Annotated in this window: 17 protein-coding genes; 13 read left to right on the top strand and 4 right to left on the bottom strand. The window is 43.2% G+C overall.

Annotated elements, in window-relative coordinates; genetic code table 11:
- Positions 1-76 precede the first annotated feature (76 nt).
- From M1D52_RS19430 to M1D52_RS19375, 12 genes are all read left to right on the top strand, one after another.
- Entirely contained in the window at positions 77-3337 is a 3261-nt protein-coding gene (locus tag M1D52_RS19430; RefSeq protein ID WP_437393239.1) for a glycoside hydrolase family 2 TIM barrel-domain containing protein, read from the top strand.
- Between the two features lie 33 nt (positions 3338-3370).
- A complete protein-coding gene (locus tag M1D52_RS19425) occupies positions 3371-4522 on the top strand; it encodes an ABC transporter substrate-binding protein (RefSeq protein WP_437393240.1) in 1152 nt (383 codons plus the stop codon).
- Entirely contained in the window at positions 4519-5664 is a 1146-nt protein-coding gene (locus M1D52_RS19420) for a CaiB/BaiF CoA transferase family protein (RefSeq protein ID WP_013665615.1), read from the top strand. The genes M1D52_RS19425 and M1D52_RS19420 overlap by 4 nt, the downstream gene beginning before the upstream one ends.
- Before the next feature lies 1 nt (position 5665).
- Positions 5666-6826 carry a CaiB/BaiF CoA transferase family protein gene (locus tag M1D52_RS19415; protein WP_437393241.1) on the top strand — a complete coding sequence of 387 codons (1161 nt, stop codon included), beginning with the start codon at positions 5666-5668 and terminating at the stop codon, positions 6824-6826.
- A 16-nt stretch (positions 6827-6842) separates the two neighbouring features.
- A complete protein-coding gene (locus tag M1D52_RS19410) occupies positions 6843-8051 on the top strand; it encodes an extracellular solute-binding protein (protein WP_437393242.1) in 1209 nt (402 codons plus the stop codon).
- Positions 8044-9126, top strand: coding sequence for a Gfo/Idh/MocA family protein (locus M1D52_RS19405; protein WP_437393243.1), 1083 nt, complete (start codon positions 8044-8046; stop codon positions 9124-9126). Before M1D52_RS19410 ends, M1D52_RS19405 begins: the two co-directional genes overlap by 8 nt.
- Positions 9127-9141: 15 nt before the next feature.
- Positions 9142-9585: a MaoC/PaaZ C-terminal domain-containing protein gene (locus tag M1D52_RS19400; protein WP_013665619.1), complete on the top strand. Its 444-nt coding sequence runs from the start codon at positions 9142-9144 to the stop codon at positions 9583-9585.
- A 14-nt stretch (positions 9586-9599) separates the two neighbouring features.
- A complete protein-coding gene (gene fucP, locus M1D52_RS19395; protein WP_437393244.1) occupies positions 9600-10889 on the top strand; it encodes an L-fucose:H+ symporter permease in 1290 nt (429 codons plus the stop codon).
- 165 nt (positions 10890-11054) lie between these two features.
- Positions 11055-14495 (top strand): glycosyl hydrolase, encoded by a 3441-nt coding sequence (locus tag M1D52_RS19390; RefSeq protein WP_437393246.1) that lies wholly within the window; start codon positions 11055-11057, stop codon positions 14493-14495.
- Positions 14496-15138: 643 nt separating this feature from the next.
- The gene (locus tag M1D52_RS19385; protein WP_437393247.1) at positions 15139-17181 is read left to right on the top strand and encodes an aceric acid hydrolase; all 2043 of its coding nucleotides are present in this window, start codon (positions 15139-15141) and stop codon (positions 17179-17181) included.
- A 191-nt stretch (positions 17182-17372) separates the two neighbouring features.
- Complete coding sequence (locus M1D52_RS19380) at positions 17373-18788, top strand: sialate O-acetylesterase (RefSeq protein ID WP_437393248.1); 1416 nt, start codon at positions 17373-17375, stop codon at positions 18786-18788.
- 145 nt (positions 18789-18933) lie between these two features.
- The gene (locus tag M1D52_RS19375) at positions 18934-21276 is read left to right on the top strand and encodes a DUF5703 domain-containing protein (RefSeq protein WP_437393249.1); all 2343 of its coding nucleotides are present in this window, start codon (positions 18934-18936) and stop codon (positions 21274-21276) included.
- A gap of 88 nt (positions 21277-21364) precedes the next feature.
- Here the strand turns inward: M1D52_RS19375 and rplI are convergent, their stop codons facing one another.
- The 3 genes from rplI to rpsF are packed head-to-tail and all read right to left on the bottom strand — an operon-like array spanning position 21365 to position 22458.
- Positions 21365-21808 (bottom strand): 50S ribosomal protein L9, encoded by a 444-nt coding sequence (gene rplI / locus M1D52_RS19370; protein WP_013665625.1) that lies wholly within the window; start codon positions 21806-21808, stop codon positions 21365-21367.
- Positions 21809-21826: 18 nt separating this feature from the next.
- Positions 21827-22090 carry a 30S ribosomal protein S18 gene (rpsR, locus tag M1D52_RS19365; protein WP_013665626.1) on the bottom strand — a complete coding sequence of 88 codons (264 nt, stop codon included), beginning with the start codon at positions 22088-22090 and terminating at the stop codon, positions 21827-21829.
- Positions 22090-22458 (bottom strand): 30S ribosomal protein S6, encoded by a 369-nt coding sequence (gene rpsF, locus M1D52_RS19360; protein WP_013665627.1) that lies wholly within the window; start codon positions 22456-22458, stop codon positions 22090-22092. The genes rpsR and rpsF overlap by 1 nt, the downstream gene beginning before the upstream one ends.
- 179 nt (positions 22459-22637) lie before the next feature.
- On the opposite strand from rpsF, the gene M1D52_RS19355 reads away from it, so the two are divergent.
- Positions 22638-24413, top strand: a complete 1776-nt coding sequence (locus tag M1D52_RS19355; protein ID WP_377612398.1) for a DNA polymerase III subunit gamma/tau — start codon at positions 22638-22640, stop codon at positions 24411-24413.
- 88 nt (positions 24414-24501) lie between these two features.
- On the opposite strand, the gene M1D52_RS19350 is transcribed toward M1D52_RS19355, so the two are convergent.
- Entirely contained in the window at positions 24502-24915 is a 414-nt protein-coding gene (locus tag M1D52_RS19350) for a hypothetical protein (protein WP_013665629.1), read from the bottom strand.
- Positions 24916-25002 lie beyond the last annotated feature (87 nt).

Raw genomic sequence — 25002 nt, 5'->3', positions numbered from 1 at the left:
AGCCAGCAAATTAGAACGAACCGTGATTATAAGCAATTGTCGTTTAAAAAGTAATTTAGTAATCTTGATCTGTGGGATGCTTTCGGCAAGTCTAAGTGCCCAAACCGTGGATGGTCTTCCAGCCACCATACCACCTGTTCCTTCTGTATATCAGGCAGAACCGTGGGAAGATCCATTAATAACGAGTGTAAACAGAGAGCCGGCTCGTGCAACGGCCTATTCTTATAGTACAGAACAAGACGCCTTATCCGACAATCGGGAAAGCTCGGGTAGAATGTTATCATTGAATGGCAAATGGGAGTTCGCTTTTGTGACTAAACCTGCTGATGCGCCGAAGGATTTCTATAAAGCTAAAGTGAGTGGATGGAATAAAATCGATGTGCCCTCCAATTGGGAGATGAAGGGCTATGATATCCCGATCTATAAAAGTGCGGTCTACCCATTTCGTCCGGTTGATCCGCCGAGGGTTCCGAAGGACTATAATGCTGTTGGCTCTTATCAGCGAACCTTTACGATACCCGAAGACTGGAACAATTTAAATGTTACGCTTCATTTTGGCGGGGTAAGCTCTGCTTTTAAAGTCTGGCTGAATGGTAAGTTTTTAGGATACGGGGAAGACAGCTGCTTACCTTCAGAGTTTAATATAACACCCTACCTTCGGGCCAGCGAGAATGTACTATCGGTACAGGTAATCCGGTGGAGCGACGGATCATATTTAGAGGATCAGGATCACTGGCGTATGAGTGGCATCCAACGGGAAGTAATGCTTTTGGCCGAGCCAAAAGTGCGCATCGCCGACTTCCACTGGCAGGCTAAATTGGATAAGGATTATCAAGATGCGATACTGAGTATACGACCACGCATAGAGAACTTGACAGGCGATTCCATCAACGGATATAGTGTACGTGCACAACTATATAATGCTGAAGGGGAACCGGTTTTTGAAAAGGCTTTACAGCGCTCCGCCAATGATATTGTGAATGAGATCTACCCACGACTCGATAATGTGAAATTCGGCTTATTGGAAACGAAGGTGCTTAACCCTAAAAAATGGTCGGACGAGGAACCTTATTTATATCGCCTTTTATTGACATTGGTAGATAATACGGGAAAAATATTGGAGGTAAAAACCTGTCGTGTCGGTTTTCGTAGTATAGAATTTGATAAGAATAGCGGAAAGTTACTGATAAACGGGAAAGTGACCTATCTGTACGGCGTTAACCGCCATGACGCACATCCTGAAAAAGGAAAGGCCTTGTCGAGGGAAGATATCAGGAAAGACCTTCAATTGATTAAACAATTTAATTTTAATGCCATTCGAACCAGCCATTATCCCAATGATCCCTATTTATACGATCTATGTGATGAGTATGGCATTTTTGTAATGGATGAAGCTAATTACGAAACGCACGGTCTTGGGGGGAAACTAAGCAACGATCCACAGTGGACACATGCCTTCATGGAACGAACGAGTCGCATGGTCATGCGCGATAAAAATCATCCATCCATTATTATCTGGAGTTTAGGGAATGAGGCAGGCCGAGGGCCGAATAATGCGGCTATGGCCGCGTGGATCCATGATTTTGATATTACACGACCGGTGCACTACGAGCCGGCTATGGGAAGCCCGAGAGAAGAGGGTTATATTGATCCCTCCGACCCGAGGTACCTAAAACCCAATGACCACGCACATCGACTTGGTAATCCAAGGGATCAATATTATGTAGATATCATCAGCAGGTTCTATCCCGGGATTTTTACACCGGAACTGTTGTTGAATCAGCAGAATGGAGATAAAAGGCCCATCTTGTTTGTCGAATATGCGCATTCAATGGGAAATTCGACAGGGAATATGAAAGAGTTTTGGGATATTTTCAGAAGTCATCCGCGATTGATTGGCGGATTTATCTGGGAGTTTAAAGATCATGGGTTAATAAAAAGAGATGGGCAGGGAAAGTCCTATTTTGCCTATGGGGGTGATTTTGGTGAGAAAAGGCACGATGGTAATTTTTGCATCGATGGCATCGTTGCCTCCGATGGCCGACCGAAGGCGGCTATGTATGAATGTAAGCATGTGTATCAACCGATCGAGACGAAGTTGATCGATACGAATGCAGTGCGATTGCAAATTTTCAATCGTCATGCTGTTCGCAATTTGGATAGTTATGACCTAATTATTTCCTTACTTGGTGATGGAGAGGTACTCCTGACAAAAAATCTAGGAAAATACCCCTTGAAGGCAGGATCAGACACCACTGTATTGCTTCGTAAATATCTACCAAAGCTAAAAGACAACAAAGAATATTTACTCAATATCAGTTACCGGTTAACAGAAGAAAAGTCGTGGGCAGCCAAAGGTTATGAAATAGCTACGGATCAGCTGGCTCTGACAAGTATAAGAAGCGGGCAAACAAGCCCCCGTAAATTTGGAGAAGTAAGGTGTCGGTCGGATAAGGAGCAGGTTATTCTGCAAAGTAATAACGGCATGGAAGTAATTATCAGTAAAAAGACCGGCGCACTCATTTCTTATAAAAGCGATGGCATGGAGCAAATCGCTCAGCCGTTTTTACCTCATTTCACCCGTCCCCAAACCGATAATGATCGAAAAGGCTGGAAACCATCTAAGCTGTTAAAGGTTTGGTATGAGACAAAACCAAGCTTAGTTGAACTATCCGTAGACAGTACGCAAAAAGGACAACTTGCGGTTACCAGTATTTATCACCTGATCAAAGACAGTGCTTCGGTACAAGTTAGTTATGTCTTTAATGGAGATGGGGTTTTAAAGGTAAACTATCAGTTACAGGCTTCGGACAAGCTACCTAATCTGCCTAAGGTAGGAATGCAAGGGGGGATAAAACGTAGTTTCGATCAGTTGGCCTGGTATGGTAAGGGCCCTTCCGAAAACTATATAGATCGGAGATCGGGCTTTGCCGCCGGTATTTATCAGGCGCCGCTTGAAACATTCATCGAGCCTTATGTGTACCCGCAGGAAAATGCCAACCGTACCGATGTTCGTTGGATGCATTTGTCAAATGCTCAAAATGATGGATTGCTGGTTGTTGCCGATAGCCTGTTGAGCATGAGCGCCTGGCCTTACACGGAAGAAGAGATCGTGACAGCCAAGCATCATCATCTGTTAAAAGATGCCGGCTATATTACCCTGAACATCGATCTCATACAAATGGGCGTTGGTGGTAACGATTCATGGTCGGCAGTCTCGCAACCTTTACCACAATATCAAGTGCCTGCTAAAGATTATCACTATAGTTTTTACTTATTGCCTTTCAAGGGAGATGTAAGTAAGCAGTCAGAAAGAATCAAAGCAATTAAATTCTAAGGAATAAGACGAAGGTGCTTAAACAAAATAGGAATGAAACGAATTGAACTGAAAGGAATTACTTGGAATCACAGCAGAGGGATTACACCTATGCATGCCACGGCGCAACGATTTAGCGAAATGCACGCCGGGATTGAGATAAAATGGGAAAAGCGCTCATTACAGGCCTTTGCCGATTTTTCAGTTCAGGAGTTGGCAGAGCGCTATGACTTATTGGTCATCGATCATCCATGGGCAGGTTTTGCGGCGCGTACTAAAAGCATTTTACCTTTAGACGACTATTTGTCATCCCATTTTTTAAAAGATCTCGAAGAAAATAGTGTAGGCCATTCTCATAAAAGTTATCAGTTTGATGGTCATCAATGGGCGCTGGCCATTGATGCAGCAACACCAGTTGCATCGAGTAGGCCTGACCTACTAAGAAAACATGGGTTAACACTTCCTGCGACCTACGAAGAGCTACTGGAAATTGCTGATCGTGGATTCGTCGGTTTCGCACTCATACCGATCGATACACTGATGAGCTTCTATATGTTTTGCTGCTCATTGGGTGAGGACCCCTGTCAGACAGACGAACACGTCGTCAGTGAGGTTATTGGCGTTCGAGCCCTGCAGCTTTTTAAGCGGCTTGCCGACAAAGTGCATAAGCGCTTTCACCATTTAAACCCGATTCAGGTATATGAGTATATGACCAATACCGATGACATTGCCTATTGCCCTTTTGCGTATGGGTATTCGAATTATGCGCGTCATGGCTACGCCCCTCGCGTACTGGACTTTCATGATCTGGTAAGTCTCGATGGAAAGGAAAACATGCGGAGCACCTTAGGAGGCACAGGTTTAGCGGTTTCGGCTAAATGTCAATACTTGCAGGAAGCGATGGATTATGTACGCTATGTGGCTTCTCCGGCTTGTCAACTTGGGCTGTATTTCGATAATGGCGGTCAACCTGGGCATCTGAAAGCTTGGCAGTCGGTACACACCAATAAAATGAGCGGAAATTACTTTTATAATACGCTGCCGGCATTGCAGCGTGCTTTTCTTCGTCCACGTTACCACGGCCATATGTTTTTTCAGGATCATGCAGGAGATGTGGTGCGCAATTTTATTATCGATGGCGGAAACGAACAAGCCGTATTGCAAAAATTAAATGAACTCTATCAAGAGTCTAAAGCATTAGTATGAAGCCATTAGAAGGAATATTGGTGTTAGAGTTTGCCCAATTTATGGCCGGTCCAACGGCGGGTCTCAAACTGGCAGATTTGGGTGCCCGTGTTATTAAAATAGAGCGGCCGGGTAAGGGTGAGGGTGGAAGACAAATCGCTATTAAAAATTTGTTTGTTGACGGTGATAGCTTGGTTTTTCACACCATAAATCGAAATAAAGAATCCTATGCTGCCGACTTGAAAGACCCGGAAGACCTCAAAAAGGTTAAACAGCTTATTGCCAAAGCCGACGTAATGACGCACAATTTCCGACCAGGTGTCATGGAGAAAATAGGACTAACGTATGATGCGGCCTGTAAGATTAATCCACAAATTATATATGGTGTGGTAACAGGCTATGGAAAGAAAGGCCCTTGGGCCAATAAACCTGGTCAAGACTTACTGATACAAGCCATGTCGGGGCTTAGCTGGCTTTCGGGTACTAAAAGCGATGGACCCGTACCATTTGGATTAGCAGTGGCGGATATGGCCTGCGGTGCGCACCTGACCCAGGGTATTTTGGCCGCCTTATTAAAGCGTAATAAGACAAGAAAAAGCGCCTTGGTTGAAGTCAGCTTATTGGAATCTACTCTTGATCTACAGTTTGAGTTGCTTACCACCTTTTTAAATGATGGCGGAAAGTTGCCGAAACGTAGCGCTATGCGGGGAAGCGGACATGCTTATTTAAGTGCTCCCTACGGTGTTTATCAAACAAGTGATGGTTACCTGACCTTGGCAATGGGCGACTTAATGAAAATAGGAACCAGCATGGGTTGCGACTTAACAGCTTATCAAGACCGATCTTCTTGGTTCGAAAAAAGAGATGCTATTATTAGCAAGCTAGGAAAACATTTTCGCCATAATAGTACAGAATATTGGCGAGTTCGACTTGAAAAAGACGGCATTTGGTGTTCTTCGGTTCTCAATTATCGTCAAGCATTAGATCACGAAGCCTTCCGTGTTTTGGAGATGACACAAGAAGTGATATTGGCTGACGGAAAAAAGCTGACTACAACCCGAAATCCCATACGTATCAATGGAGAGAAGTTATATGCCACTAAGGCAGCGCCGAAAGTAGGTGAGGACACCGACGATATTGTCAATGAGTTCAATATAGTATAAGATGAAGCCACTGGAAGGATATTTAGTTGTTGATTTTAGCCAATTTTTGTCTGGCCCCTCGGCTAGCCTTCGCCTAGCGGATTTGGGTGCACGTGTTATTAAAGTGGAGAAACCGATAACAGGCGATATTTGCAGAAGCCTGTATACGACGGACCTGATTATGAATGGCGAGTCTTCCGTTTTTCATGCCATTAACCGTAACAAGGAAAGTCTATCAGCTGATTTGAAGAATCCGGATGACATTGTTCTAATAAAGAAGTTGTTAAAGCAGGCCGATGTGATGATCCATAACTTTCGTCCAGGTGTTATGGAACGACTAGAGCTTGATTTCAACGAGATTATAAAGATCAATCCGCGTATTGTGTATGGGGAGATATCAGGATACGGAAATGAGGGCCCTTGGAAGGACCGACCGGGGCAGGATTTGCTATTGCAATCGCTTACCGGATTAACCTGGCTCAGTGGAAACGCGGGTGACGGCCCAGTACCTATGGGCTTGTCTATAGTCGATATGTTGGCAGGAGCAAATCTTGTGCAGGGAATACTTGCCTGTTTAATTCAACAATCCCGCACGGAACAGGCGGCGCTGGTGCAGGTAAGCATGACGGAAACAGCCTATGATTTTCAATTTGAAGCCATTACGACTTTTTATAGAGACGGAGGTGCTTTGCCTCAACGAACAAAAGTGAATAATGCACATGCCTATCTGGGTGCTCCTTATGGAATTTATCAAAGCTCTGACGGCTATATCGCCTTAGCAATGGGTTCCATTCCGGTTTTGGGCAAATTGTTAAAATGCCCTGATCTCGAAAACTACCCATTGGTGTCTGATGCGTTTGATAAGCGCGATGAGATAAAACAGATTATCGCTGTGCATTTAAAAGGAGGAAGCACCCAACAATGGTTAGACCTTTTGGAACCAGCGGACATATGGTGTGCAGAGGTATTAACTTGGGATCGGCTGGTGACTCATGAAGGCTTCCAAACGTTGGAGATGATACAGGAGGTAAGAATGCAAGATGGTTATACCTACCGAACCACGCGATGCCCGATCCGAATTGATGGTGAATACCTGATTTCTCCGATTGGATCGCCGATGTTAGGACAGGATAATGAGTCGATTTGGAAGGAATTCAGAGGGGAGGTGACGCGTGAGTCATAAACCTCTACGTATAGCGGTGAGAAAGTTCGAGCCCTTTGAACGGTCAATGAAGCAAGCTTGGGAAGCTTATGCGAAGGCGACTGGCTGCTCCTTGGAAGTGGAGTTGGTGGCTATGGACTTACATGAGCTTTATAACGAAACTATTCAGCAACAGGGTTTAAAAAAAGGTGTTTGGGATATCGCTCATATTAATACGGACTGGATCTGTGAAGCTTATACAGATCATGCGCTTTGCAATCTGGTGCCTTGGCTTCAAGCGAACCCACCGGAAGATTATCCTAATGGATGGAGCACATCACTCCTCAGCATGCAGCGTTTCGATGAGCAAGTGGTCGGTTTACCTTTTCATGATGGGCCCGAATGCCTGATTTACAGAAAGGATCTATTCGAACAAGAAGAAAATAAATCAGCCTTTTACAAACAATATAAAAGAGAGCTGAAAGTCCCCCAAACGTGGGATGAATATGTGGAAGTGGCACAGTTCTTCCATCGGCCAATGGATAAATTGTACGGAAGTGTGATGGCGCTCTATCCTGATGGGCATAATGCTGTATTTGATTTTTGTCTGCAATTATGGAGTAGAGGGGGGAACTTAGTGGATGCGCTTGGAAAAATCCGATTAAATACAACAGAAGCGGAGAAAGCCTTGCAGTTTTATAAAACCCTTGTATCGCAGTCGGACTGTATTCACCCCAACTCCTTTCAATATGAGTCGGTACAGGCAGGTGCTGCCTTTGCACGTGGGGAAGCGGCAATGATGGTGAATTGGTTTGGTTTTGCTTCGGTTTGCGAGGTAACAAAAGAAGGGGCATTAAGAGGGAAAATTGACATTGCATCGGTACCGGCAGGAAATAACGGCCAGGGAACGTCTCTGAATGTTTATTGGCTCTATACCATTGGCTCTGGTAGTAAGTATGCTTCTATCGCCTATGATTTTATACGTTTTGCCATTAGTAGGCAGATGGACAAACAGCTTACCTTAAACGGAGGGATTGGATGCCGTGTGTCTACCTGGAAGGATCCCTTTGTGAATCAAATGATCCCTTACTATTATAAACTTGAGCTCTTGCATGAGCAATCGCAGACCTTGCCTCGGAAAAAGAATTGGGCAGCTATAGCTAATAGGATCGATCAGTTAATACAAGAAGTTCTTAATGGAGATGAGGTGATTGCCTCTTTATTGGAACAGGCACAAGAGGATATCAATATATTGGATCATGAATAAAGAAATACAAATACCTTATCAAGCTGTTTTGCCGAAGCGTCCACTGCCTATCATTGTAATAGGGGCGGGTGGAATCGTAGGAGACGCGCATTTACCAGCCTATAAGAAAGCCGGATTTGACGTCATCGGTATTACGAATCGCACCAAAGAAAAAGCAACACGATTGGCCAGACAGTTTGCCATACCACATGTATATCACTCTGTGGAAGCAGCTATTGCACAGGCAACACCTAACGCGGTTTACGATATTACCATTATGCCCGATCAATTTGTGGAAACCTTGAAGAAATTACCGGACGAAAGTGCGGTGCTTATTCAAAAGCCTATGGGAGACTATTTTCAGCAAAGCAAAGAGATTTTAGCGATCTGTAGGGATAAAGGACTAGCCGCAGCCATTAACTGTCAGTTGCGCGTAGCACCTTATATTAATGCTGCTCGCTATCTAATTGAAGAAGGGTTTATCGGTGAGCTATACGACATGGAAGTTAAGGTCACCGTACAAACACCTTGGGAGCTTTTTCCGTTAGTAAAGGTACATCCACGCTTGGAAATACAATATCACAGTATTCATTATATCGACCTAATTCGTTCCTTCCTTGGCGAACCGATAAGCGTATTCGCGAAGACCTTAAAGCACCCGGCGAAACAATTGTCTTCGTCCCGCTCTGCGATCATACTAGACTATGGGGACACCTTGCGGGCGATTATTAATACCAATCACGACCATGATTTTGGTCCGCAACACCAAGAAAGTTATATCAAATGGGAAGGAACAAAAGGGGCAATAAAAGTTAAGATGGGCTTGTTAATGAATTACCCACACGGTGTTCCTGACGCCTTTGAATATTGTATACACGTAAAAGGAGAGGAGCCGCAGTGGCAGTCTCTGGCAATCGAAGGGTCTTGGTTTCCTGATGCCTTTATTGGAAGTATGGCCGCCCTTATGCGCTATAAAAATGGTGAGAGCGATGGGTTGAGCGCTCATGTAGAAGATGTTATCAAAACGATGGCTGTTGTCGAAGCGGCTTATCAGAGTAGTGATCAAGGAGGAATACCGATACAAACCGAATTTTAACATAAACCGGTCATTATGTACTTTAAATCAATTTTTTTTGAAGACTATCAGTTGGAAGATAAACGTGTTACATTGGGAAGGACGCTGACGGAGACAGACTTCGTTGTTCATGCGGGGCATACCGGAGACTTTTTCCCGCATCATTTAGATGCAGAGTGGTGTAAAACGCAACCATTCGGTCAACGTATAGCACATGGAACGATGGTGTTTAGCATTGGTATTGGATTAACAGCCTCCGAGATAAATCCAGAAGCTTTCTCGAAAGGTTATGATCGTCTACGTTTTATCAAGCCTGTTTTTATTGGTGATACCATTCACGCGGAAGTGACGATAAGCAATAAAAGTGAAGCAAAAAATCCAGCCTATGGTACCGTAACGGAGCATGTAGAGATCATCAATCAACGTGGAGAGGTTGTGCTGGTTGCCGATCATATTCTATTGGCTAAAAAGAAACCTTAAAACCCCATTGACCAATGGAGATTTTAGTAAATGAGTCCTTAGCTCAATCAAAAACGGGACAATCAACGAAAAAATATTTACTGCCTTTTATATTGGTAACAGGCCTGTTTTTCCTTTGGGGAATGGCCCATAATCTGGATTCTATCCTGATTCCTCATTTGAAAAAAGCATGTAATTTGACCAATAGTCAATCGGCACTTGTCGACACATCCGTGTTTCTCGCGTATTTTATCATGGCCATTCCTTCCGGGTTTTTATTGAAGCGTTTCGGATATAAACACTGCATTATCATTGGTTTACTAGTTTTTGCCGGTGGGGCCTATCTATTCGTGCCGGCAGCAAACAATTTGAGCTATGAGATTTTTTTATTGGCACTTTTTATCATCGGTTGCGGTTTAGCTATCTTGGAAACCACGGCCAATCCTTATGCTGCCGTTTTGGGGAGTCCTGCTACAGCAGGGCGTCGATTAAATTTAGCGGCCTCCTTTAACGGTTTGGCTGCTATGGTAGCGCCCATAGTAGGAGCCAACTTTATATTGTCTGGAAAAGAATATAGTAAAGACGCCTTGGCCGCTATGCAGGAGACGGAGCGTTTATCCTATTTTATGGACGAAGCATCCTCGGTGAAACTACCCTATGTTATATTAGGCACTGTACTTTTGCTAGTAGCAATTGCATTCCTTTTTGTCAAACTTCCGGAAGTTGGTCAACAACCGGAACATGTTGAAAATAGCAACTTTTTTTCAGTGTGGAAATATCGGAATCTTAGTTTCGGTGTGGTAGCTCAATTCTTTTATGTGGGCGCGCAAGTTTGCATCACGAGCTTTTTTATTCGCATGGCCCAGCAGGGTGCGAATGTAGACGAAAAGACAGCTGGTTATTACTTAGGTATCTATGGGTTCTTATTTATGCTGGGTCGATTTGTAGGAACTTTTTTATTACGCTTTCTTTCGTCGCGCAAACTGCTGATTCTTTTCACTGCGTTTGCCCTTCTTCTCTGTTTGGCGGCTATTTTAGGTGAAGGGATGTCGGTAGTATATGCATTGGGATCAATCGGGTTTTTTATGTCCATCATGTTTCCCACCATTTTTGCGCTGGGCATTGAAGGCTTAGGAGACCAAACAAAGGCTGCCTCATCCTGGCTTATTATGTCCATTGTAGGAGGCGCTATTTTGCCGTATGGTATGGGTAGCTTAATAGATTATGCCGGTGATAGTATACAGATCGGTTATATCGTGCCTTTAGTCTGTTTTGTAGTGGTGCTGGCTTATGGATGGAGAGGGGCGGGAGTGAGTGATGAGTGATGAATTGTGGGAATAGTTAATAGTGAGTAGGGAATAGTTACTAGGCTTTCTGGGACGTAAGACATGTTCCCAACTAACAGGTTTCCTTGTTCACTGAGGCAGTAGCAGCGGCACCAATTAAAGCCGAAGGCTGTTAGCTGAAAGTTGATATTAAACAAAGATTAAATGAAAAAAATAGGGAGCTGTTTTTTGTTTTTATTCATGCTGTGTTTGCAAGTTGTTTTTGCGCAGCATGAAAAGCTGTCCTCCCATATGGAATATGTAAACGGGCAGGGGCTTGAACAAGCGAAGCCTTGGGTCTTTTGGTATTGGATGCATTCCGCTTATTCCAAAGAAGGGATTACAGCTGATTTGGAAGCGATGAAAGAAATTGGGATTTCGGGCGCTTATTTAGCACCTATTAAGGGTAAAACGGATCCTCCTTTGTACGAACCGGTAATAGAAACGATGACACCCGCTTGGTGGGATTTAATACGCTTTACGTTGGAAGAAGCTGATCGTGTTGGAATAAAGCTTGCATTATTGCCGGGAGACGGTTTCGCGACCGCCGGTGGAAGTTGGATAAGTCCGGAGCTGTCGATGCAGAAAGTGGTATGGGCGGATACCGTTATTGCTGGCGGGAAAGATGTGCGACTGGCATTGCCCCAACCGGAAGCCTACCAAGGTTATTACCGTGATATAGCGACTTTTGCTCTGCCAGTAAAGGATTATCAACGTGAAGATAATCAGCCCACCGTAAGCACCAGTACGCGCACTGAAGCTCAATTTTTAACAATTAAGGGGAATAAGAAAAATTTTAGCAGTAAAGAACCCTGTTGGATTCAGTATACGTATAAGCAACCTTACACTTGTCGCGCTATCCAAATAGAAGTTGAAGGTTTTAACTATCAATCGGGCAGACTTATCATTCAAACAAGTAACGATGGTATTCATTTTCAGGAAGTAAGCCGGCTCAAACCGCCGCGAGCGGGCTGGCTTGATTGGGATGTTGGACTGACGCATGCGATAGAACCGATTACGGCGCGATACTTTCGTTTTGTGTATGACCCTGAAGGCAGCGAACCGGGGGGAGAAGACCTAGACGCAGCAAAATGGAAGCCTAGCTTAAAGTTGTCGGGTATCCATTTATTGTCGACATCGCGTATCCATCAATACGAAGGTAAATCAGGCGTAGCTTGGCGAATCAGTGAGCCAAGCACTTCTTTGCAAATTGCAGACACCGATTGCATCAAGAAAGACCAGCTGATTAATATCTCTTCTTCTGTACAGGCGGACGGCACATTGACTTGGAAGGCACCTTCGGGAGTATGGAAGATTTTGCGTATGGGGCATACATCAACAGGGCATATGAACGAAACTGCCGGAAACGGTAAAGGCTTGGAATGCGATAAGATGAACCCGAAAGCCGTTGAAATACAGTTGCAAGGCTGGTTACAAAAAGCGATTGATGTGGCAGGTGATAGCTTAGCCCGTCAAGTCTTAAAAATTTTTCATGTTGATAGCTGGGAATGCGGTAGCCAAAACTGGTCGCCCGTTTTTCGTAATGAATTTAAAAGAAGAAGGGGGTATGATCCAGTCGATTATTTACCGGCAATGGCCGGATATCCGATAGCGAGTGCCGATTTTTCAGAACGGTATCTGTATGACATTCGCCAAACGATTGCCGAAGTAGTAAATACCAATTTCTTTGAACCCATAAAAGCCTTTACACATAAGCACGGAGCTGTTTTCAGCGCAGAAACGACAGCGCCGGTAATGTTAACCGACGGTATGGCTCATTTTAAGACGGTGGACATACCCATGGGAGAATTTTGGTTAAGGAGTCCGTCGCACGACAAGTTCAACGATGTGCTCGATGCAGTATCCGGCGCTCATATCTATGGTAAACCCCTTGTGCAGGCCGAGGCTTTTACCCAAATACGGATGGAGTGGGATGAGCATCCCGGAAATCTCAAAACATTGCAAGATCGAAATTACGCCCTTGGCGTAAATCGGTTGGTCTATCATATTTACGTACATAATCCATGGCTGAATAGAAAACCTGGCATGACACTTAGTAGTATTGGTCTGTATTTTCAGCGTGATCAAACTTGGTGGAAGCAAGGAAAAGCATGGGTTGACTATGCTACGCGTGTACAACAGCTGCTGCAGGCAGGGACGCCGGTTACCGATTTGGCTGTTTTTACCGGTGAAGAGCTCCCAAGAAGAGCCATTCTTCCTGATCGCATGGTCTCAACCCTACCGGGTATCTTTGGTGAAAAGCGTGTATTGACGGAGCGAGCCCGGTTAGCTAATAAAGGCTTACCCATACAAAAAATCGCAGGGGTAAGTACAAGTGCGAATATGGTGCAGCCTGAAGATTGGGTGAATGCACTGCGTGGTTATGCCTATGATTCGCTTAATCCCGACATATTGTTACAAGCAAAAGTGGAGGACGGGCGCATCGTACTTCCTACCGGCGCAGCTTACGGAATATTGGTACTACCGGGTAGGCATGCTTTGCAGCCGAATGATCAAGCCATGAGCTTGGAAGTAGCGCGTAAACTGAAACAGCTTATCACTGAAGGTGCCAAAGTTGTACTAAGTAATAAACCACTGCGTACGCTGGGATTATCGGGTTTCCCGATGGCGGATACTGAATTGAATCGAATAACAGCACTTATCTGGGACGGCTCTTTCGAGCAAATGGAAGAAGGCGATAAATCTGTGCTCTTTAAAAAGCTCGGGAAGGGTATGATTATCAAGGCACCCTATTTGCTCTCTTCATTCAATCAATTCGGAGTGCGACCTGATGTTCATTTTAGTGAATTAGATGGCTCAGAAGCTACCGGCTTGGGCTTTAACCATCGGCGAACCGATGAAAAAGATATTTACTTTTTGACCAATCAACGGGAGCAAGATCGAAAACTGCTCGTGTCATTCCGGGTAGGGGGTAAAGTTCCGTACCTATATGATCCGGTAAGTAATATCGGGAAGCCCTTGGGCGAATGGCGTATCATAGGGGATCGCACGGAAATTCCGCTTCAATTTGCTCGTAATGCTTCTTTATTTGTTCTTTTTAAGGAAGAAACCAACTTAAAAGAAGCTAAATCAGCAAGGAACTGGCTGCAGTTACGGGAGAAAAAGAAATTAAATAGCCCCTGGAATGTTCAATTTGATCCCGATTACGGTGGGCCAAAAGAAGCAATCACAATGAAGGAGTTAAAAAGCTGGAGCGAGTTTGATGACCCGGCTATACGGAATTATTCCGGTACAGCCTGTTATCAGACGACTTTTCGCTGGGAGGACGAAGGCAAGCATTCGCCAATATGGCTGCAGTTGGAAGAAGTAGCCAATATCGCTACCATAAAAGTAAACGGCGTGGACTGCGGGACACTATGGACCGCGCCCTATTGCGTTGATATAAGTAAGGTTTTACGGAAAGGAGAGAACCAATTGGAGATAGCTGTAACGAATACCTGGGCGAATCGACTGATCGGCGATCAGGCATTGCCAATGGAGAAACGCATTACGCAAACAACGGCACCCTTCCGTTTAGAAGGGCAGCCTTTGTTGAAGGCCGGCCTTATTGGGACGGTGCGTTTGATGGAAGAAGAAGTTAATTAGCCAATTCATTAATTAGCTAATGTGATAATGGAAATAATGAACGATGAGTTATAAGTGAATGAGATATGAATGAGAAGCAGTATCTTACAACGAGAGCCTAGCAGCCTACCGTAGGTAAGCTAAGGGATTTCGCTTTTAACATACAGATGAAGGTATTTATATTAAAAGACTGTTTTTTTTTATTCAACTTTTCTTGATAAAAGTTGAGCAAAATCAAGGCTTGTGTAGGCTACCTTGCACCTGATTGCAAAGCATCATTAGCGCGTATTGGAGCCGTTTCACTTCCTCAATCCGCTTGGATACCGTAATATGAGCAGACATGCAAATGCTTTGCTGCTCGTTGCGTCGGTATCCTCCAAGGCCGTTTATCCGATACTCGGGGGCCATATGGCTATCCGCAAAAGCTTTCCGTTCAGCTGAAATATCGCCTAGGAAGTTTGCGGCTTGCAGGTTGAAGCACTACCATCGTAGCAAAGTTCCAAGCGATGAGTCTTTGGTTACTTTCTGCGGAAGAAAGTAACACAAATTAAAAAACCTGATTAGGAAAAACGTTCCTTTTTTAAAAGCGAAACCGACCAACGGGAGTTCATCGAGGTAATCCCGGTAGGTAAGATGAGGATCTGCCTTTGATCAATTATTATGTATGATGATATATAAAAATGCTATAAAAAGTCTTATTTGGTTAGGAGTATGTGCTACTCTTAATTTAAAAGCGCAGGAAGCCGCCTTGGTAAACACCTCTGCCAGCCCCTATGCGAAATTAAAACCTGTGGGAATGGACCAGGTACATTGGACGGAAGGTTTTTGGGCAAACCGATTCGAGGTGTGCAAAGAACGTATGGTTCCGCAACTATGGAGTGTTTATAACGATGAACATATCAGCCACGCCTATAAGAATTTTGAAATAGCTGCAGGTTTGGACACGGGGAGTCATAGTGGGCCATCTTTTCATGACGGTGATTATTATAAGATGTTGGAAGCCGTTGCGAGTCTATATGCTGTTACGAAAGATCCGGCACTGGACAAGAAAATGGACGAAGTGATCAAGACCATTGCTCTATCGCAACGGGAAGACGGTTACATTTATACATTGTCGATGATTCAGCAACGCAAAACTGGTGTAAAAAATCAATTTGAAGATCGCTTAAGTTTTGAAGCCTATAACATTGGGCATTTAATGACGGCCGCCTGCGTACATTATCGAGCTACCGGAAAACGTAATCTATTGGATGTTGCGATTAAGGCCACTGATTATCTCTATCGGTTTTACAAATCGGCTTCACCAACCTTAGCGCGAAATGCCATTTGTCCTTCTCATTATATGGGGGTAGTTGAGATGTATCGTACTTTAGGCGATAAACGATACCTGGAGCTGGCAAAACACCTAATTGATATAAAAGGCCAGATTGAGGACGGAACCGACGATAATCAGGATCGAATTCCCTTTCGGGAACAGCAAAAGGTAATGGGACACGCGGTGCGGGCAAATTACCTCTATGCCGGTGTTGCGGACGTCTATGCCGAGACAGGTGATACCAGTCTTTTTAATCAACTCCATAAAATGTGGACAGACGTCACCTCTCATAAAATGTATATAACCGGTGGTTGTGGTTCGCTATATGATGGAGTTTCGCCGGATGGCACTTCTTATGATCCCAAAGAGGTCCAGAAGATCCATCAAGCTTATGGACGAGACTACCAATTACCTAACTTCACCGCTCATAATGAAACCTGTGCCAATATCGGAAATATGCTATGGAATTGGAGGATGCTACTACTAACAGGTAACGCAAAGTTTGCTGACGTTTTAGAGTTGGCACTTTATAATAGCGTTCTATCGGGTATTAGCTTAGATGGAGAACGGTTTTTATATACAAATCCACTGGCTTACTCGGATAAATTACCCTTTAAACAGCGATGGTCGAAAGATAGAGTGCCATATATCGCATTGTCCAACTGTTGTCCGCCAAATGTAGTAAGGACCCTTGCAGAGGTACATAATTATTTTTATAGCATTTCGGATGAGGGCATATGGATTAATCTATACGGTGGAAGTGAGTTAAAGACGTCATTGCCGAATGGGGGTACGGTTAAATTAAAACAGGAAACGGCTTATCCTTGGGATGGAGTGATCAAAGTTGTGGTAGAAGAAGCTGTTAAAGATGACTTTTCTTTGTTTTTGCGTATTCCCGGATGGGCGGACCAAGCCATGATTCAGGTAAACGGGCAGGACGTGAACAAAGTTTTGAAACCAGGCTCCTATACCATGATACGGAGAAAGTGGAAAAAAGGGGATGTTGTATTCTTGAAGATGCCCATGGAAGCTCATTTGATGCAAGCTAACCCATTGGTAGAGGAAAGCAGAAACCAAGTAGCCGTGAAACGTGGCCCTATTGTGTATTGTTTGGAATCTTCGGACTTGCCCCGAGGCAAGAGCATATTCGATGTAGCAATTCCTGCTGATATGACCTTTCAGACAGAAAACCAGTTGATTGACAACTGCCCTGTTACCTCTTTAACAGGGGAAGCAAAGGTAATCGACCAACAGCAGAATTGGGACGGTGTTCTTTACAGAAAAATAGACAAGGGCATTAAGAAAACGATACCGCTCCGATTCGTGCCTTATTTTACCTGGGGTAATAGAGGACATACGGACATGACGGTTTGGATGCCTGTTAGTTATTAGTTGTTGGTTATTAGTTGTTGGTTGTTAGTTATTAGTTGTTAGTTATTGGTTGTTAGTTATTAGGAGTAATAGTAAGACGAAATCAACATCGCACCCTATGGGTCGACCTGGCAGCTGATCACTGATAACTGAACATAAATCTTATGTCCTTTATCTTAAGTCTTATGTCTTGATAAAAATAATTTAGTAAAATGAGAAGAGCACTTTTTATACTTTCTTTCCTCTTCATTTATGGCAGTGCTTTTGCCGAAATTAGGTTGGGAGCCATTTTTACGGATGGCATGGTACTTCAACGGCAGTCGGCCGTACCTATTTGGGGATGGGCGTCTCCTGGTACAAACGTAACGATCGAGAGTTCATGGAACCATCAAAAATATAATGTAAAGGCCGACGAGAAAGGCAAATGGCTTGTTAAGGTGCAAACACCGGACGCTGGAGGGCCCTATTCACTGGCTTTAAATGACGGTACGCCGCATACAATAAAAGACATACTAATTGGTGAAGTATGGCTATGTTCCGGTCAGTCAAATATGGAAATGCCATTAAAAGGCTTTAGAGGACAACCCATTATCGGGTCAAATGACGCAATTCTTCATTCGGCAAATAACCACCTTCGTTTATATACCGTGCCTCGATCCTCTCAGTTACAGCCTCAGGACGATAGCAAACCGTCGGTTTGGAAGGAGGCGAATCCTGAAAATGTAGCTAACTTCAGTGCTACCGCCTATTACTTCGGGCGCTTACTGCAAGAGATTCTGCAAGTGCCGGTTGGACTGATTCACAGCAGCTACGGCGGATCAACCATTGAAGCTTGGATGGATCGTGAACTGTTGCAGGATTTTAAGGAGGTTTCCTTACCAAAAGACAGTATTCCGGTAAAGAATCGGACCCCAACAACCCTTTTTAACGGGATGATTCACCCAATTGTTGGTTATACAATTAAGGGATGTATTTGGTATCAAGGTGAATCAAATTATGAAAACCCTGATCTATATGAACAGCTTTTTCCGGCCATGGTGAAGAGGTGGAGAGCCTTGTGGAATCAAGGAAATTTCCCTTTTTATTATGCGCAAATCGCACCGTATAATTATGCGCAGCTGCCACCTTATCATGCAGGTGGTAAAAATAATTCGGCCTTTTTGCGGGATGCGCAAAGAAAATCACTGGAGAAAATACCTAATAGCGAAATGATTTCTTTAATGGATGTAGGCGAAGAAAATTGTATCCACCCTGCTAACAAAAAAGTAGGCGGAGAACGATTTGCTTTAATTGCCTTGTCACAGGTATACGGCAAAAAAGGTTTTGCCTGGGCTTCCCCTACCTATGAATCAATGGAGGTGCAAGCAGGACAGGTGATTGTACATTTTAAGCATGCTCCCCTTGGTCTAAGCGCTTTTGGAGGTGAATTACATAATTTTGAAATAGCAGGCGAAGACAAAGTCTTTTACCCGGCGCAGGGATTGATTAAAGGCAATACCGTTATCCTAAGCTCGCCTTTCGTAGTGAAGCCGCTGGCAGTCCGTTACGCCTTTAAAGATTTTGTAAGAGGCGAACTATTTAGTACTGCCGGCTTGCCCGTTGCATCCTTTAGAACGGATAATTGGTAAAATGGTTAAGTTGTTAAGTAGGGAAGTGGTTGAGAAGGTTATACGGAGATATTAGTCAATGTGATGATGTGATAATGGAAAGCCCTATAGCGATAGGAGCGAGCTGAAGGTGTATAGCCGATAGCTAAAAAAAATTGAAAAAATAATGCAAAGATATTTTATCCTATTCTTTTTTTTTCTTTGGAAGTTTTCCGTTGGTCAAGAGGTAGATCTAAGTTCATATAATATTATATGGAACAGCCAAAGTAACAATTCGAGCGAATCCATGCCTTGTGGGGGAGGGGATGTGGGACTGAATGTATGGACAGAGAAGGACGACGTGCTATTTTATATCGCGCGCAGCGGAACCTTTGACGAAAACAATACGTTATTGAAATTAGGGCGCGTTAGATTGCGCTTATCTCCTAATCCATTTCATGGTGGCACCTTTAAACAGGAATTGAAGCTTCGGGAGGGGACCGTATATATTGAAGCGAAGAACGAAGAGATTTCAGCAAAGATCAACTTGTGGGTGGACGTGTTTGCACCGATCGTTCATGTAGACATTGCGGCTGATAAACCGCTGCAAGTAACAGCTACTTACGAAAATTGGCGGTACCAAGATCGGGTCACAAAAGGTAAGGAAAACAATGCAAATTCCTATAAATGGGCGCCACCTGGCGATGTTATTGCAAAAAAAGATATCGTAGGTTACGAAGGTAGTAGCGGAGTTTTATTTTATCATCGAAATAAGGAAAATACCGTTTTTGATGTAACTGTGAAACAACAAGGTCTGGATAGTGTTAAAAAGAAGTTATTCGATCCCTTGTCTGACCTGACCTTTGGTGGATTCCTGATCGGTGAAGGTATGCAACAAGCTGGTGAAACTTCAGGCAAATACCAAGATACAGATTTTAAGGGGTGGCGTCTAACGACCGAAAAACCAACAAAAAAACAATCAATCAAAATTTACCTTCATACAAAACAAGAAAAATCGGTAGATACTTGGAAGAAGGAATTGTTGCTCTTAGCTAAAACGAAGAAGGATAAGGGGGCTACTGTTCATAACAAGGAATGGTGGGCGAATTTCTGGGATCGAAGTTATATCTGCATCAAGCCCGGGAGTAAAGACACCAGCGATATTGATTGGCAAATGGCCCGGAATTATCAGCTATTTAGGTATATGCTGGCTTGTAACGCTTACGGAGTATATCCGACAAAATTTAATGGTGGACTTTTTACCTATGATCCGTCGAGGATAGATACGGCAATGACCTATACCCCTGATTTCAGGAATTGGGGTGGAGGCACTCATACGGCTCAAAATCAACGTTTGGTATACTGGCCCATGCTAAAGAGCGGAGATGTCGATTTGATGAAGCCTGCATTTGACTTTTACCGTAGGATATTAAGCAATGCTGAGTTGAGAACGCAAACCTATTGGGGCCACAAGGGCGCCAGCTTTACCGAGCAAATCGAAAACTTTGGCCTGCCGAATCCGGCCGAATATGGGTGGAAGCGGCCTGTGGATTTTGATCGGGGAATGGAGTATAATGCTTGGTTGGAATATCAATGGGATACCGTATTGGAGTTCTGCATGATGATATTGGAAAGCCATCGTTATACCGGCGCTAATATTCGTCCATATATGCCTTTAATAGAAAGCTGTTTACAGTTTTTTGATGAACATTATCAATACCTAGCGAAGAAGAGAGGACGGAAGGCTCTGGATGGAGATGGACAGCTTGTGCTTTATCCCGGATCGGCTGCTGAAACCTATAAAATGGCTTACAATGCAAATTCCACCATAGCAGCTTTGAAAACCGTTACGGAGGGACTGTTGACGCTTCCTGATACATTATTGCCTTCTTCAAGAAAGGCCGAATGGAAAAATATGCTATCCCGTATTCCTCCCTTAAGCTATAGAACGATAGATAATCGTATCTTACTGGCGCCGGCAAAACTGTGGGAACGTGTAAATAATGTCGAATCACCTCAATTATACCCTGTTTTTCCCTGGGGACTCTATGGGGTTGGGAAGCCAGGCTTAGATACGGCCCGTAATACCTATCAATTCGATCGGGATGCGTTGAAATTTAGAAGTCATATTGGCTGGAAGCAGGATAACATATTCGCTGCCCGTTTAGGGTTAACAGATGAAGCTTTACGGTTAAATCGATTAAAATTAAGCAATGCACCTCGTCGATTTCCTGCATTCTGGGGGCCGGGTTTTGACTGGGTGCCCGACCATAATTGGGGCGGCTCGGGTATGATCGGTTTGCAGGAAATGTTGTTGCAAACCGTAGGAGATAAAATCTATGTGCTTCCGTCGTGGCCGCTGGACTGCGATGTAGCTTTCAAACTGCATGCTCCTAAACAGACGACCGTTGAGGTGGAGGTGAAGAATGGGAAAGTTAAAAAGCTAATCGTTAAGCCGGCAAGCCGAAGAAGTGATGTCATTTTACCCGAATCTACTAATATCTTGGAATCCTCAAACAATATCAAATGAAGTTACGGTGTTTTTCTACTCCAAGAAAGTATATTCACAAAAAAAGCCCTACTGTAAGGTAGGGCTTTTCTTTGTTCTTAGGAGGACGTTATTCTGCTACAACCACAAAAGGAACTTGTACTTTAACTTCCTTGTGTAAGTTTAAATTAGCAGTATATTCGCCAAGCTCTTTTGGCTCTACATCAAAAGTGATACGACGGCGATCAACTTCAAAACCTTCTTTTTTCAAAGCATCAGCGATTTGAATCGTGTTAACCGAACCGAAGATCTTGCCGGTTTCTCCAGCTTTAGCGCCTATTGTTAATTTAACAGACTCTAATTTAGCTGCAAGATCGGTAGCATCCTTTTTGATTTTTTCTTGTTTAAATTGCGCTTGTTTAATGTTTTCTGCAAGCACTTTCTTGGCTGAAGGAGTAGCTAAAATCGCTAAACCTTGAGGAATTAAGTAGTTACGACCATAACCATTTTTTACGGTTACGATATCATCCTTCTCGCCAAGCTTCTTAATATCTTGTTTTAAAATAATTTCCATGTCGTTCTTACCTCCAGATTATTTTAATGAATCAGTTACATAAGGTAATAAACCAATATGGCGTGCACGTTTCACAGCCTGTGCCACTTTACGTTGGAATTTTAAAGAAGTTCCTGTTAGGCGGCGAGGTAAAATCTTACCTTGATCATTTACAAACTTCAATAAAAAGTTTGCGTCTTTATAATCGATATATTTAATACCGTTCTTTTTGAAACGGCAATACTTCTTACGGTTATCCTCTACTTTAGGGGCAGTAACGTATTGAATTTGCTCTTTTGCCATTATTTTGCTACCTCCTCAGTTTTCGTTTCAGGTTTCTTGTTAAAAGCACCGCTGCGCTTTTTCTCGTTATAAGCAATTGCATGCTTATCTAACGAAATGGTAAGGAACCGCATAACACGTTCATCACGTTTGTACTCAAGTTCCAGTTTGCTGATTAATTCACCTGGAGCCTTGAATTCTGTTAGGTGATAGAACCCTGTTGTTTTTTTCTCAATAGGGTACGCTAATTTTTTCAAACCCCAATTATCCTCGTGGATAATTTCGGCTCCGTTTTCAGTAAGAATGTTTTTGAATTTGGCAATTACCTCTTTCGCAACCTCTTCTGATAACAACGGGGTAAGAATTACTACGGTTTCGTATTGTTGCATTTTGTTAAAAAGTTTGTTATTATAATGTCCGCACAAAGCGGAGCGCAAAGATAGGTATATGTTTTTAGAATTGCAAACGTTCTTTAATTAGCCAATACATCAATTAGCCAATTAGCTAATCATCACATTGGCTAATTATCACATTGGCTAATTCCGGCAAAATCCGTACCTTCGTGCCGATGGATAATTTTATTGTTTCTGCGCGTAAATATCGGCCTTCAACCTTTGAAACGGTAGTGGGGCAGCAGCACATTACCGGAACGCTTAAGAATGCCATTAAGAACAGTCAGTTAGCACAGGCCTTTCTCTTTTGCGGTCCACGTGGGGTGGGGAAAACGACTTGTGCACGCATTTTAGCAAAAACAATTAATTGTCAACATTTAAGTTCGGAAATAGAGGCTTGTGGTACCTGCGACTCCTGTAAGTCATTTCAAAACGGCAATTCCTTTAGTATTCACGAACTGGATGCAGCTTCTAATAACTCTGTTGATGATATAAGAAGTCTGATTGAACAGGTTAGAATTCCCCCGCAGACCGGTAAGTATAAAATTTATATTATCGATGAGGTGCACATGCTTTCAACGCAGGCCTTCAACGCTTTCTTGAAAACATTGGAGGAGCCTCCCGCTTATGCTATTTTCATTCTGGCGACTACTGAGAAGCATAAAATATTGCCTACGATTTTATCTCGTTGCCAGATTTTCGACTTTAACCGGATTAAAGTTGAACATATTGCCGGTCACCTGGCAAACATAGCGAATAAAGAAGGCGTTGCTTATGACCAGGACGGATTGCATCTCATTGCACAAAAAGCAGATGGGGGACTTCGGGATGCCTTATCCATGTTTGATCAGATTGTTAGCTTTTCCAATAAGAACGTTAGCTATCAAGCAGTTATTGATAATCTGAATATCTTAGATTATGACTATTATTTTAAGCTAACCGATGCGATCTTTTCCGAAAATTCGGTGAATGCACTATTGGTTTTTGATGAGGTACTGTCCAATGGTTTTGATGGCAGCCATTTTATTTCGGGTTTAGCATCTCACTTTAGAAACCTATTAGTAGGAAAGGACGCCAGTACACTTAAATTATTGGAAGTAAGTGAAAATATTCGTCAACGCTATTTAGAGCAGGCACAACAAGCGGAGGTGGGCCTGTTGCTTTCGGCTTTAAATATCGCCAATCAATGCGAAATAAATTATCGAACGAGCAAAAACCAGCGACTGCAAGTAGAACTCGCTCTGTTAAAAATGTGCCACATCCGATCGGCAATCCAGTTTAATAAGCAAGCAATCGAAATGAATAACCGGCCTGAGTCGGTAAAAAAAAAACCTGATACTTTAGCAGTTAACGTGGTTTCAGCCCCTCCTCCTGTGACGGCGACGCCAAAGGAGCCGATGAAACCCACGTCTCCGGCAGACTCTTCGCCGAAATTGCAGGAGTCCACAGCCTCGGGAAAACTGAAGATTCCTAGTTTTAAGGATATCAAATTATCGTCCTCGATTCCCAGCTTAAGTGACGTTTTTAAAGATAAAAAGGAAACGGATCCTAACGCTGATCCCGAATATATAACGGGATCGGACCAGCAGCACTTTACCTATGACGATTTTTTAAAGGTTTGGCACGCTTTTGCAGATAAAGCGAAGGCCGAAAGCAAGATTACGCTTTTTACCTTAATGACCGCTAATCCTCCTAAACTCAGGGATGATTTCAAGGTAGAGGTAATCGTAGAAAATGCCATTCAGGAAAATTTATTGTCCATATCTAAAATTGATATGCTAAATGAATTACGGGTCAGATTGAAAAATTTTTCTATAGACCTGATTCCCGTACAAGCCGAATCGAATGTCGTACGTAAACCTTATACCAATCAAGAGAAGTATCAGGCAATGGTCGCTAAAAATCCTTTAGTGGATAAATTAAGACAAGAATTCAACCTGGGGTTTGAATAAGTTATTAGCCGTGAGGCCTGAGCTATTGGCTGTTGCATTTATTTATATTAATTGCTACACCTAAAGGCTAAAGCCCCTATAAGCAGTCCTAATCTCGTTTTGGATAACCCTCTTCATCTAGATCATCTCTTTCATCTTCAGGTGTTTCTGCTAATTTTTCATCCTCTTTACTTAAGCGTGTGATCCGTCCATTGTCGATATGCATACCTAACTCTTCGACATCAGTTTCTAACGATTTGTCGGGGTCGTATTCATCGCCTACATACTGATTAGCTTCATCCCAATCCGAATTGTCATCTTCCCCCTGCGGCGCAGTAGTATCATAAGGATCTTCATGTTGATACTCTCTTTCTTCGTTCGGATAGTCCTTCGTGTCGGGATCAATATCGTACTCAAAGCTATCTTCCCGCTCATTATAACGTAAATTTTCTATATTACCACGATCGGCCTGATCATTTGGAATCTCTTCGTTCTTTTGAATATTCGGTTTATCCTTATTCATAATGCTTTTTCTTAAGTCCGTATTCTTCCTATGGAACAGTTGATTTTAAAATAGGTTTGTTAAAATGTGTTTAATCCGAAGCTGTAT

It is taken from the genome of Olivibacter sp. SA151, assembly GCF_054130995.1.
The sequence above is the reverse complement of the archived record's forward strand: the minus strand, read 5'-3'. Positions and strand labels throughout refer to the sequence as shown.